Annotated in this window: 10 protein-coding genes; all 10 read left to right on the top strand. The window is 64.8% G+C overall.

Features of this window, described 5'->3' with window-relative positions; genetic code table 11:
* Positions 1–10 precede the first annotated feature (10 nt).
* The 10 genes from G4223_RS18440 (at position 11) to G4223_RS18395 (ending at position 13,083) form a co-directional block, all read left to right on the top strand.
* Positions 11–2,098 carry a flagellar hook-basal body complex protein gene (locus tag G4223_RS18440; RefSeq protein ID WP_163682763.1) on the top strand — a complete coding sequence of 696 codons (2,088 nt, stop codon included), beginning with the start codon at positions 11–13 and terminating at the stop codon, positions 2,096–2,098.
* A 203-nt stretch (positions 2,099–2,301) separates the two neighbouring features.
* On the top strand, positions 2,302–3,963 hold the full coding sequence (fliF, locus tag G4223_RS18435; RefSeq protein ID WP_163682762.1) for a flagellar basal-body MS-ring/collar protein FliF: 1,662 nt from the start codon (positions 2,302–2,304) through the stop codon (positions 3,961–3,963).
* 17 nt (positions 3,964–3,980) lie between these two features.
* The gene (gene fliG / locus G4223_RS18430; protein WP_163682760.1) at positions 3,981–5,000 is read left to right on the top strand and encodes a flagellar motor switch protein FliG; all 1,020 of its coding nucleotides are present in this window, start codon (positions 3,981–3,983) and stop codon (positions 4,998–5,000) included.
* Between the two features lie 3 nt (positions 5,001–5,003).
* Entirely contained in the window at positions 5,004–5,678 is a 675-nt protein-coding gene (locus G4223_RS18425) for a FliH/SctL family protein (RefSeq protein WP_163682758.1), read from the top strand.
* 24 nt (positions 5,679–5,702) lie between these two features.
* Positions 5,703–6,023, top strand: coding sequence for a flagellar motor switch protein FliN (gene fliN / locus G4223_RS18420; protein ID WP_163682756.1), 321 nt, complete (start codon positions 5,703–5,705; stop codon positions 6,021–6,023).
* 22 nt (positions 6,024–6,045) lie between these two features.
* The gene (gene flbD, locus G4223_RS18415) at positions 6,046–7,404 is read left to right on the top strand and encodes a sigma-54-dependent transcriptional regulator FlbD (protein ID WP_163682754.1); all 1,359 of its coding nucleotides are present in this window, start codon (positions 6,046–6,048) and stop codon (positions 7,402–7,404) included.
* Positions 7,405–7,431: 27 nt separating this feature from the next.
* The gene (gene flhA, locus G4223_RS18410) at positions 7,432–9,546 is read left to right on the top strand and encodes a flagellar biosynthesis protein FlhA (RefSeq protein ID WP_163682752.1); all 2,115 of its coding nucleotides are present in this window, start codon (positions 7,432–7,434) and stop codon (positions 9,544–9,546) included.
* Between the two features lie 19 nt (positions 9,547–9,565).
* A complete protein-coding gene (locus G4223_RS18405; protein ID WP_163682750.1) occupies positions 9,566–10,570 on the top strand; it encodes a flagellar biosynthesis protein FlhF in 1,005 nt (334 codons plus the stop codon).
* Positions 10,567–11,358, top strand: coding sequence for a MinD/ParA family protein (locus tag G4223_RS18400; RefSeq protein WP_205762573.1), 792 nt, complete (start codon positions 10,567–10,569; stop codon positions 11,356–11,358). Before G4223_RS18405 ends, G4223_RS18400 begins: the two co-directional genes overlap by 4 nt.
* 9 nt (positions 11,359–11,367) lie before the next feature.
* A complete protein-coding gene (locus G4223_RS18395; RefSeq protein WP_163682748.1) occupies positions 11,368–13,083 on the top strand; it encodes a hypothetical protein in 1,716 nt (571 codons plus the stop codon).
* Positions 13,084–13,196: the final 113 nt, after the last annotated feature.

The following is a 13,196-nucleotide window of genomic DNA, read 5'->3' as shown; positions in this document are numbered from 1 at the left end:
GGAGGTTCTTATGAGCTTGTACGGCGCTCTCTACTCTGGTGTTTCCGGTCTTTCCGCCCAGTCTTCGGCCATGGGCGCCATCTCGGACAACATCTCGAACGTCAACACCACCGGCTACAAGGGGTCCAAGGTGAACTTCAACACCTTGGTCACCAAACAGGTGTCCCTGACCAACTATTCGCCGGGTGGCGTTCAGTCCAAGCCGCGCGCCGGCATCGACGTCCAGGGTCTGCTTCAGGCCACCAACTCGTCGACCGACGTGTCGCTCTCGGGCCAGGGCATGTTCGTGGTCAACGAGGCCGCCAATCCCGGCAACGGCGACATGTTCGCCTATACCCGCGCCGGTTCGTTCAAGGTGGACAACGAAGGCTACCTCCAGAACGTCTCGGGCTGGTACATGCAGGGTTGGCCGCTGATGTCCTGGGACAACTCGCTCCAGGCCTCGACCGTGACGGTGGGCAACAACGTCTACATGAAGGGCTACAAGGACGACACCGGCAATCAGGTCTACATCAACGACAACATCGTGTCGTCGACCCACCTTCAGCCGTTGAACATGAACAATATCGGCGGCACCGCGTCGCAGACCCGCAACCTGCGCATGGGCGCCAACCTGCCCAACGGCGATCTGGTGGGCGCCTCCCACAACCAGCCGGTGACCATCTACGACAGCCTGGGCGGCGACGCCACCGTCCAGTTCAACTGGAAGAAGACGTCCCAGAACAACTGGGGCCTTGAGGCCTATCCGCCGGAGGGCGCGCGTTCGATGACGCTGAAGACCGCCTCGGCGTCGGGCAACTCGGGCCAGGTGTTCAATTCCATGGGCCGTCTCGACTTCCTGGGGTTGCCGATCTCGGGCGGCACGCTGGGCATGAACATCAACGGCACCGCCTACACCTTCGACACCGTCACCGGCATCGGTTCGGACGGCGCCACCGCCGACAATTTCGACACCTCGGTGACCTCGACCTCGACCGGCGCCTTCGTCGATAGTCTGGCCAGCGACGTCAACACCGCGTTCCAGTTGGAATATAATTCCGTCAGCCTGGATCTCAGCGGCGGCGACGCTGGTGGCAGCACCCTCGCCTTCGTGATCGACGGTGTCCCTCAACCTTTCACCACCGATGCCTTGGATACCACCGCCGCCGACATCGCCGATACGCTCAACGAAAATGCCGACTTCACTGGCCTGGGCCTTCGGGCGTTCGCCAACGGCACCGACCTGCACATCTACAGCAACGAAGCCATGAGCTTCACGATAAACACCGCCGCGTCTACCAACCAGTTCCAGTTGGGCACCTGGAGCGCCACCTCCAAGACCACCGACGGCATCACCTATTGCGAACGTCTGGCCGGCACCAATTCCCTGGTGTTCCGTCAGCGCGACACCAATTCCAATCTGGTGGTCACCGGCCTCAACAGCCTGGACCTGTCGGACGGCAGCAGCGCCACCCAGCAGGGCATGGACGAAACCGACTCATCGACTAACAACGACACCGACGGTTTCACCCTGGAAATGGCCCCCAACGCCACCAAATCGGCCATCGTCTTCAACGGCGACGGCACCCCGGCCGAAATCAACGTGTCCTACATCAACATCGACTGGGCCAACGGCTCGATCGACATGAACGGATCCGACGAAATCGGCCTGTTCCTGGGCAACACCGGCATCAAGGACGGCATGACCCAGTTGAATGGCGACTATCAGTTGAACTACTGGACCCAGAACGGCGCCAAGTTCGGCAACTTCGCCGGCGTGTCGATCGGCGAGGACGGCATCGTCACCGCGCTGTTCGACAACGGCGTGACCCGTCCGGTGTTCCAGATCCCGGTGGCCACCTTCGTCAACGTCAACGGCATGGAAAGCCTGACCGGCAACGTCTACATCGCCACCGACGCCTCGGGCGAGCCAACGCTGCGCGGTGCCGGTTCGGCCGGCTCCGGTTCGGTGCAGTCCGCCGCGCTTGAGGCCTCGACGGTCGACATCGGCACCGAGTTCACCACCATGATCGTCACCCAACGCGCCTATTCGGCGGCGGCCAAGATCATCACCACCGCCGACCAGATGCTGGACGAGCTGGTGCAGATCAAGCGCTGATCCGCCTTACCTCCTTTATCCGCGCAAACTCGAGGGGCCGGTTCCAACCGGCCCCTTCTTTTTTGTCCGCTCGACGGGTGGGTCAGGAGGAAGGTACTCGGCAATTTCTGCCCACCGTTAACCTTCCTTAAATGGTGCGGGGCATAGGCTCGCCCTAGAGGTGGGCCTTTGTCCCCAGTTTGGCGAATCCGGGTGCTATCGACGTGAATGCATTCCTTCAGATGATGCGTGGCCTTGGCCCCATGCGGCTGGCCGCCATCGCCGGTGTCGGCGTCTCCATCCTCGGCTTCTTCATCTATCTGATGAGCCGGGTGGCGGCGCCGCAGATGGAGTTGCTGTACGGCGACCTCGAGATGAGCGATTCCAAGGCCATCGTCGAGAAGCTGAGCACCGACAAGGTGCCGTTCGAGGTTCGCAAGGACGGTGCCGAGATCTGGGTGCCCAAGGACCGCAAGAACGAATTGCGCGTGCGCATGGCCGAACAGGCCATGCCGGCCATGGGCCGCGTCGCCGGCTACGAATTGTTCGACAAGCAAGATTCCCTGTCCGCCACCAGCTTCCAGCAGAACATCAACTATGTCCGCGCCCTGGAAGGCGAACTGTCCCGCACCATCCGGGCCATCGACAGGGTCAAGAGCGCCCGCGTCCATCTGGTGCTGCCCAAGCGCGAGGCCTTCGCCCGCGAAGCCAACGACCCCAGCGCCTCGGTCATCCTCAAGATGCAGGGAACGGCCCGACTGGAGCGGGGCCAGGTGGTGGCCATCCAGCACCTGATCGCGGCGGCCGTGCCCAAGATGAAGCCCAGCCGCATTTCCATCGTCGACGATCGTGGCACGTTGCTGGCCAAGGGGTTCGAGAACGAAGAGGAACTGGCAGCCCAGACCGCCGAGGAGTTGAAGCTCAAGACCGAGAACCGTCTTGCCCGTACGGTCGAGGGTATCCTTGAACGGTCCTTGGGGCCGGGCCGCGTCCGCGCCGAGGTCGCGGTCGAAATGGACATGAGCCGGGCGGTCACCACCGAGGAGGTCTACGACCCCGACAGCCGCGTGGTCCGCAGCCAGGTCACCGTCAACGAGGACGAAAGCAACCAGGAAGGCGAGCCGCCCAACGTCACCGTCACCAACAACCTGCCCGATCCCAACGCCGCCAATTCGTCGAACAACCGCTCGTCCTCGAAGTCGGCCAAGAGCCAGGAAACCGTCAATTACGAGATTTCCAAGAAGACCAAGAACACCGTGCGCGAGATCGGCGAGATCAAGCGCGTGACCGCGGCGGTTCTGGTCGACGGCATCTACGACGTGGCCGCCGACGGGACCAAGACCTATCGCGACCGCACGCCCGAGGAAATCACCAAGATCGAGGATCTGGTGCGCAACGCCATCGGCTACGACCGCTCGCGCGAGGATCAGGTCAAGGTCATCTCGATGCAGTTCGCCGGCGGCGAGGAACAGTATCAGGCCGAGGAACCCGGCGAGTTCATCTTCGGCATGCGCCGCGACTTCGTCGAGAAGGTGGCCTCGAACCTGGGTCTGTCCATCGTCGCCATCCTGTTCCTGCTGCTGGTGCTGCGCCCGCTTATCGGCCGCGCCATCGAAAGCATGCAAGGTCAGGTCGGACCCGATGGCCGCCGCCTGCTGACCGCCGATGGTCAGGTGGTGCCGCAACTGACCGGCCCCGGCGCGCCGGCCACCCCCGCTCCGGCGCTGGGAGGCGAGGAAGAGGTGATCGCCGACGAACTGATCGACATCGACAAGGTGGAAGGCCGCGTCAAGGCGTCCTCGATCCGCAAGATCGGCGAGATCGTCGAAAAGCATCCCGAGGAAGCTTTGTCGATCATCCGCAATTGGCTGTACCAGGAAGCTTGAGCTAGGAGTCCGCACCCATGGCCCGCATGAAAGAGGACTACCGCTCGCTTACCGGCCCGCAAAAGGCCGCCATGCTGATGCTGAGCCTGGGCGAGGAACATTCCTCGAAACTCTTCGCGATGATGGACGACGAGGAGATCAAGGAACTCTCGCAGATCATGGCCAATCTGGGCACGGTCTCGGCCAACCTGATCGAGCGGCTGTTCGTCGAGTTCGCCGACCAGCTTTCCTCGACCGGTTCCCTGGTCGGCTCGATGGAAAGCACCGAGCGGTTGCTGATGAAGTCGCTGTCCAAGGATCGCGTCGCCACCATCATGGAAGAAATTCGCGGCCCCGCCGGCCGCACCATGTGGGACAAGCTGGGCAACGTGAACGAGGCGGTGCTGGCCAACTACCTGAAGAACGAATACCCACAGACCGTGGCGGTGGTGCTGGCCAAGATCAAGCCCGACCACGGCGCCCGCGTGCTGTCGCTGTTGCCGGAAAACTTCGCCATGGAAGTGATCATGCGCATGCTGCGCATGGAGGCGGTGCAGAAGGAAGTGCTGGACGGCGTGGAAAAGACGTTGCGCACCGAGTTCATGAGCAATTTGGCCCGCACCCAGCGCCGCGACGCCCACGAGATGATGGCCGACATCTTCAACAACCTGGACCGCAACGCCGAGAACCGCTTCATGTCGGCCCTGGAAGAACGCAACCGCGAGAGCGCGGAAAAGATCAAGGCCCTCATGTTCACCTTCGAGGATCTGGTGCGCATCGACGCCTCGGGCATCCAGACCCTGTTGCGTCAGGTCGAGAAGGACAAGCTGGCCATGGCGCTCAAGGGCGGCTCGGACGCGGTCAAGGACCTGTTCTTCAAGAACATGTCGGAACGCGCCGGCAAGATGCTCAAGGAAGACATGGAAGCTCTGGGCCCGGTTCGCCTGCGCGACGTGGACCAGGCACAGTCGCTGATCGTCGCCATGGCGAAGGAGCTGGCGGCGTCGGGCCAGATCGTCATCTCGGAAGGCCGGGAAGAAGACGAGCTGGTCTACTAAGCCATGGCCAGCTATCGCAAATACATGTTCGACCTGGACTTCGACGAACACCGCCCGCATCCGCAGGAAATGCAGGTGGAGACCGAGGAGCCCGAGGAAGAGGCCGAGCCCGAACCGCCGCCGCCGCCCACCTTTACCGAGGAAGAGTTGGCGATGGCCCGCGATCTGGCTTTCGAGGAGGGCCGGCAAACCGGCTTTTCCGAAGCCAACGAGCAGATCGAGCGCCAGACCCAGGCGACGCTGGCGGCGCTGTCCGACCAGATGGCGACCGTCTTTCGTCAGGCCGAGGATGCCGCCGACGTCAACGCCCGTGCCGCCGTGCGCGTCGCCCAGGCGGTGCTGAAGAAAATGCTGCCGGCCGCCTGCGAGACCCACGCCTTCGACGAGGTGACCCGCGTGGTCGAGGAAATCGTCGGCCACATCCTGGACGAGCCGCGCATCATCGTCAAAGTGGCGGAGCCGCTGGTCGAGGGTGTGCGCGAGAAGCTGGAAGCCGCCGTCCAGGCACATGGTTTCGAGGGCCGCGTCGTGGTCCAGGCCGACCCTCGTCTGAGCGTCGGCGACGCCCGTGTGGAATGGGCCGATGGCGGCGCCGAACGCGATCAGGCGCGCCTGTGGTCAGAAATAGAAAGCACGGTGGACCGTGCGTTGGCATCCGGCGACTTGGCCGGAGGCTGAGGATTTTGGTGAAAGGGTAAACCCATGGCCGATTTCGACCTGAACGACTTCAACACCGAAGACGAGCGCCCGGCGGACGTGCCGGACGGTCCCAGGTCCGCACGCGACCTGGAGGCGGTCTACGATATTCCGGTCCAGGTCTCGGCCGTTCTCGGAAAGTCCAGCATGCAGGTCAACCAGTTGCTGAAGCTGGGACGCGGTGCGGTGGTGGAACTGGACCGCAAGGTCGGCGAGGCCATCGACATCTACGTCAACAACCGCCTCGTGGCGCGCGGTGAAGTGGTTGTGGTGGAAGATCGCCTGGGCGTGACCATGACCGAAATCATCAAGACCGACCGCAGCTAGACGGCAACAGGGGGCACACGTCATGCGACTTCTGATCATCGGCGCCATGGACGGCCAGATCGGCGCCGCCAGCCAGATTGCCATGGGGCGTGGCGCCAAGGTCAGCCTGGCCGAGGACGTGGACCAGGGGCTGGACTTCCTGCGCGCCCAGGGCGCCGATCTGGTGATGATCGATGTCCGTCGCGACGTGCAGAAGCTGATGGAGGCGGTGGAGAGCGAACGCATCGCGGTGCCGGTGATCGCCTGCGGCGTCGCTTCCGACGCCTCGGCCGCGGTGCGCGCCATCAAGGCCGGCGCCAAGGAATACCTGCCGCTGCCGCCCGATGCCGAGATGATCGCCGCCGTTCTGGCCGCCGTCACCGAGGACAGCCATGCCATCCTGTTCAAGGACCCGCGCATGGCCCAGACCATGAAGCTGGCCGAACAGGTGGCGGGCAGCCATGCCTCGATCCTGGTGACCGGCGAATCGGGCACCGGCAAGGAATTGATGGCCCGTTTCATCCACAACAAATCCCCGCGGTCCAAGGCCCGCTTCGTTGCCGTGAACTGCGCGGCCATTCCAGAGAACCTGTTGGAATCCGAGCTGTTCGGCCATGAGAAGGGCGCCTTTACCGGAGCCGTGGCCCGCCGTATCGGCAAGTTCGAGGAAGCCAACGGCGGCACCCTGCTGCTCGACGAAGTCTCGGAAATGGACATCCGGCTTCAGGCCAAGCTGTTGCGCGCCATCCAGGAAAAGGAAATCGACCGGGTCGGCGGCAACCAGCCGGTCAAGGTGGACGTGCGCATCATCGCCACCTCGAACCGCAACCTCGAAGAGGAAGTTCAGGCCAAGACCTTCCGCGAGGATCTTTATTATCGCCTGAACGTGGTCAACCTGATGTTGCCGGCGTTGCGCGAACGCCCGCTCGACATCGCCATCCTGGCCGACCATTTCAACAAGAAATATTCGGAAAGCAACGGCATCGCCTTTAAGCCGCTGTCGGCCGAGGTCCGCCAGATGTTGACCCGGCATTCGTGGCGCGGCAACGTGCGCGAGTTGGAAAACACCATGCATCGCGCCGTTTTGTTGGCCACCGGTGCCGAGATCGGCCCCGACGCCATCATCTTGTCGGGCGGCCCCTTGGGCGGTGTCCAGGACCCGGTGGTGGCCCAGGCCGCCTCGGCGGCGGCATCGGTGATCTCGGGCGCGAAAAGTCTGGTGGGCAAGACGGTGGCCGAGGTCGAACGCGACCTGATCATCGACACGCTGTCGCATTGCCTGGGCAACCGGACCCATGCCGCCAACATCCTGGGCATCTCGATCCGTACGTTGAGGAACAAGCTGAAGCAATATTCCGACGAAGGCGTGCCGGTGCCGCCGGCCGGCGGGGAAGCCGCCTGAGCCATGACCGGATCGGAGTTCTGACGCATGGCCGAAGGAAACGCCGCCAACGCGGCCAGTGCCGCCAAGGACGCATGGAGCAGGTTCAGCGCCGCGCTCAGGCGTGGCGACGTCATCATGGCCATCGGCGTGCTGGCCATCCTGACCGCGCTGATCCTGCCGCTGCCGCCATGGGCGCTGGACATGGGGCTGGCGCTGTCGCTCACCTTCTCGGTGCTGGTGTTGATGGTCTCCATCTTCATCGAGAAGCCGTTGCAGTTCTCGTCGTTTCCGACGGTGCTGCTGTTGGCGACGCTGATCCGTCTCGCCCTCAACCTGGCGTCGACCCGCCTGATCCTCAGTCACGGCCACGAAGGCGTGGAAGGCGCCGGGCAGGTGATCGCCGCGTTCGCCAGCTTCATCATGAGCGGCAATTTCGTCATCGGCATCATCGTCTTCGCCATCCTGGTGATCGTCAACTTCGTGGTCATCACCAAGGGTTCGACCCGTATCGCCGAGGTGGCCGCGCGTTTCACCCTGGACGGCTTGCCCGGCAAGCAGATGGCCATCGATGCCGATCTGTCGGCGGGCATGATCGACGAAGCCACCGCCAAGGCCCGCCGCAAGGAGCTTGAGGCGGAAAGCCAGTTCTTCGGCTCCATGGACGGTGCCTCGAAATTCGTGCGCGGCGACGCCGTCGCCGGCCTGATGATCACCTTCATCAACGGCATCGGCGGCATGATCATCGGCATGGTGCAGGGCGGGTTGCCTTTCGCCCAAGCCGCCGACTTCTACACCAAGCTGACGGTGGGCGACGGTCTGGTGACCCAGGTTCCGGCGCTGCTGGTGTCGGTGGCGGCGGGCATGCTGGTGACCAAGGCCGGCGTGCACGAGGCGGTGGACAAGGCCCTGTACGGTCAGTTGGCCGGCTATCCGCGCGCGGTGGGCACCGCCGGCGGCCTGATGTTCCTGATGGCGCTGGTGCCCAACATGCCGTTCCTGCCCTTCGCCATGCTGGGCCTGGGCATGGGAGCCGCCGCCTTCTTCCTGGACAAGGGCCAGCGCGCCAAGGCCGAACGCGAGGCGGTCGAGGCGCAGCAGGAGGCGCAGCAGGCCGCCCCCATTCCCGAGGAACCCATTTCCACCGCGCTCAGGATCGACATGGTGCGCCTGGAACTGGGATACGGGTTGTTGCAGATGATCAACAACCCCAAGGGCGTCAAGCTGACCGATCAGATCAAGTCCCTGCGCCGCGCCATGGCCTCGGAACAGGGCTTCGTCATGCCCAGCGTGCGTATCCAGGACAACATGCAATTGCCGGCCAACACCTATGTCATCTTCATCAAGGAGGTGGAATCCGGCCGGGGCGACCTGCGTCCCAACCAGTTGCTGATCATGGACCCCAGGGGCGACGACATCACGTTGCCGGGCGAGAAGACCAAGGAACCGACCTTCGGACTTCCGGCCATGTGGATCGATCCCAGCAACCGCGAGGAAGCGCTGTTCCGTGGCTATACCGTGGTCGATCCGCCGACCGTGGTCACCACCCACCTGACCGAGGTGATCAAGGACAACATGAGCGAGTTGTTGTCCCACGCCGAAACCCAGAAGCTGTTGGACGAGCTGGACAAGGAACACCAGAAGCTGGTGGGCGAACTGATCCCCAGCCAGATCACCGTCGGCGGTCTGCAACGGGTTCTTCAGAATTTGTTGGGCGAGCGCATCTCGATCCGCGACCTGCCCACCATCTTGGAAGGCATCGCCGAGGCGTGCGGTCACACCCGCAACGTCACCATGATCACCGAACACGTGCGCGCCCGGCTGGCCCGGCAAATCTCCGACCAGAACAGCGGCCCGGCCGGCTTCATTCCGCTCATCACCCTGTCGCCCGACTGGGAACAGGCCTTCGCCGAGAATCTGGTGGGCCAAGGCGAGGAAAAACAGCTGTCCATGCCGCCGTCGCAGCTTCAGGATTTCATCACCAAGGTCCGCCAGACCTTCGAGCGTTTCGCCATGCAAGGCGAGACGCCGGTGCTGCTGACCAGCCCGATGGTCCGGCCTTATGTGCGCTCGATCATCGAACGGTTCCGCCCCATCACCGTTGTCATCAGTCAGGCGGAAATCCATCCCAAGGCACGGATCAAGACGTTGGGGCAGATATGACGCGCGGAGTGCCGGCTGAATGAGGCTGAAATCCTTCACTGCCGCCACCATGGCCGAGGCCATGGAAATGGTCCGCCTGGAATTGGGCGACGACGCCATCATCGTCTCGACCCAACGCGCCTCGGGGACCAAGGGGGTTCGCATCACCGCCGCGCTGGAACCCGCCGACGCCGATCTGGCGGTGGCCGAGATGCTGGAGGAAAGCCATCCCTCCTCGTCGGCCGAAACGGTCAGGGCGGCCCTTGATGCCCACGGACTGCCGCCGCGTCTGGCCGAACGGCTGATCAACGCCGTCCGCACCACCGGAATCAGCGACCCGGTGCTGGCCTGCGCCGCGGCGCTTGAGGCCGGCTTCACCTTCGCCTGTCTGCCCGATCATTCGGCGCCGCGCCCGTTCATGCTGGTGGGGCCGCCCGGTTCGGGCAAGTCCATCGCGGCGGCCAAGCTGGCGGCGCGCAGCGTGCTCAAGCAACGCCAGGTGTCGGTGATCACCTGCGACAACTTGCGGGCCGGAGCCACCGAGCAATTGGCCGCCTTCACCCGCATTCTGGAAATCGAGCTGGTCAAGGCGCGCGGTCCCGACAGTCTGCGCCGGGCGGTGGAGGCGGCGGCCGGCATGTATGACCTGATGCTGATCGACAGTCCCGGCCTGAACCCGTTCCGTCAGACCGACATGGATTACCTGAGCGAACTGGTCGAGGCCGCCGACGTCGAACCGATCCTGGTGATGGCCGCCGGCGGCGATCCGGTGGAATCGGGCGAGGTGGCGGAATCCTTCGCCGCCATTGGCGCCACGCGGCTGTTCACCACCAGGCTGGACACCACACGGCGGCTGGGCGGCATGCTGTCGGCGGCCGAGATCGGTCAGCTTGCCCTGTGCGACGTTTCCGCCAGTCCCCATGTGGCCAGCGGACTTTCGCCCATTTCGGCCATGTCGCTGGCCCGCCTGCTGCTTCCCCAGGCGCCCGAGCCGGCGCCCACCCACGATGAAACCTTTTGGACCGACGAGGCAAACGCATCATGACGACCGAAGCCCCCACGCTCGCGCCCCGCGCCCCCCAACGGGCGAAAGGCCGCAACGTCGTCGCCGTGGCGTCCGGCAAGGGCGGCGTCGGCAAGACCTGGTTCTCGATCACCCTGAGCCACGCCCTGGCCCGCGCCGGCAAGCGCGTGCTGCTGTTCGACGGCGACCTGGGGCTGGCCAACGTCGACATCCAGCTTGGCCTGATGCCCAAGACCGACCTGGGCAGCGTGGTCGCCGGACGGTTGACCCTCAACCAAGCCATGACCCGTTATCCCGAAGGCGGCTTCGACATCATCGCCGGCCGTTCGGGGTCCGGCACCCTGGCCAACATCCCGCTGTCGCGGCTTCAGATGCTGGGCGACGATCTGGTGGTGCTGTCCAATTCCTATGACAAGGTGGTGGTCGATCTGGGTGCCGGCGTGGAAAAGACCACCCGCAACTTCGCCCAACAGGCCGGCACCATCCTGGTGGTCACCACCGACGAGCCTACCTCGCTGACCGACGCCTATGCCTTCATCAAGGTCACCCACATGGAGCGCCCCGGCACCGACATGCGGGTGGTGGTCAACATGGCCAACTCCACGCGCGAGGGCGAGCGTATCTACAACACCTTGCTCAAGGCCTGCGAGGGGTTCCTCAAGATCAGTCCGCCTTTGGCCGGTGTCATCCGCCGCGATCTCAAGGTGCGCGAGGCCATCCGCAACCAGACGCCGATCCTGATCCGTTCGCCCAATTGCGAGGCGGCCACCGATGTCGAGGCGCTGGTCGAGCGTCTGCTGCGAAGCTGAGGTCAGGCCATGGCCGACGCCATCCCGCCCACTCTGGCCGGCACGGCCGTCACCGCCTCGGGCGGGACGGCGCCGGTGGCGGTGGCGGCATCGTCGGTTTCGGGTGCCGCGCTCAAACTGTCCGAAGGCGCGCTGATGGAAGCGGTGGCCAACGCCCGCGCCAGCAAGGGCGTGGTCGAGGTCACCACCAGCGAGGGCACCTTCCAGCTCAAGGCGCTGCCCGGCCAATCCCTACCGGCCTTTGCGCCCGGTTCCAAGCTGACATTGCAAAGCGGCACCGGCGGCCAATTGTATCTGGTCGCGGTCAACGGCCGTCCTCTGGTCGGGTTGACCATGGCGACCATGGGGCAACCGCTGCCCGGATTGATGACCATCCTGCCGCAAGCGGGGGGGCAACAGCCGCAGGCTCACGGCGCGGCAGGGCATGCCGGAGCATCCCCGGCGACGGCGGGGCACACGCTTTCCGGCCAGCCGGGTGCCACACCAAACGCCACGCAGTCCAACACCGGCGCGCCAGTGACCTCCCCCGCCGGAACGCCCGCGTCGCCGCCGGGATTGACCGCCACCGTCATCCGTCCGGCCCAATCCCCGTTGCCACCCGGCACCATGCCGGCCACTGTTCCCGGAACGGTCGGCGCGGGGACGCTTGCCTTGCCGCCCGATCTGCCGTCCGGCACCCGCTTGACCGTTCGCATCGCCGGCGTGGAAATCCCCCCGCAACAACAAGGGGGGGCGCCATCTCCTGGTGCCCCCCCGACCGCCACCGCCCCTCAGACCAATCTTATCGCCCAGACGCCGTTGTCGCAGGGCAGTCCGCAGATTGCGCAGCCGCAATCCACTCCCCAGACCGTCCTGTTGCCGGCGGTGGTCACCGCCCACCCGCCCGGCGGCCAGGCGGTGGTCCAGACAGCCATCGGCACCTTGGCGGTGCCGACCTATGCGGATTTGGCCAGCGGTACCCGGCTGACGCTGGAAGTGATCGGCAAGCCGGTGCCGCCGCCGCCCGCCGCCACGACCGCGCCCGTTCCCTCGTCGCCGGCCCTGGGCGCCCAAGGCTGGCCGGTCCTGAGCGAAGCTCTGAACGTGTTGGCCCAGTCCAACCAGCCCCAGGCGCTCGAGCAATTGCTGCGCGCCCTCCCCCAGGCCGACACCCGGCTGGCCGCCAGCATGGCGGCATTCGCCGGTGGCCTGCGCGGTGGCCCGGATGGGCGCTCGCCCTTGCCCGACAGCGCGGTACGCGGATTGGACAAGGCCGGACGCAAGGATCTGGCTGCGCGCCTGCTCGGCGACCTTGAAGGCCTGCGCCAGGAAACGGGGCGACCCTTGGCCGGCGGCGAATGGCGGGTTCACACCATGCCGTTCCTGAACGGCGGCGCCATCGAACCCGTCCGCCTGTTCGTGCGCCGTACGCCTGACGACGAAGCGGCGGCCGGCTCTGGCGGACGTGGTGACCGCAACAACGACCATCGTTTCGTGCTCGACCTGAACCTCAGCCGCTTGGGCCGGGTTCAGTTGGATGGTTTGGTGCGGCGCGAGGAAAAACTGTTCGACCTGATCATCCGCACCGGTGAACCGCTGGATACGGAAACCCGCCGCGACATCCTGGGCATCTTCACCAATGCCAGCGAATTGGTGGGAACCAAGGGGACGGTGTCGTTCCAATCGGGCGGCCGCTGGCTGGACTTTCCGCCAACTCCACCCGCCCCGACCCGTCTGGAGGTTTAGCAGGCTGCGGAAAAAGTCATCGCGTGGCGTTTTCACTCGATGCTGTCATGGCCGTGCTTGACACGGCCATCCACGCGGCGCCGCAGGAATATTATGAAAAACAATGGCTTGTG

Origin of the sequence: Magnetospirillum aberrantis SpK (assembly GCF_011022235.1) — a bacterium.
Taxonomy (GTDB): Bacteria; Pseudomonadota; Alphaproteobacteria; order Rhodospirillales; family Magnetospirillaceae; genus Magnetospirillum; species Magnetospirillum aberrantis.
Note: the sequence above shows the minus strand (reverse complement) of the source record. Positions and strands in the feature narration are given on the sequence as shown.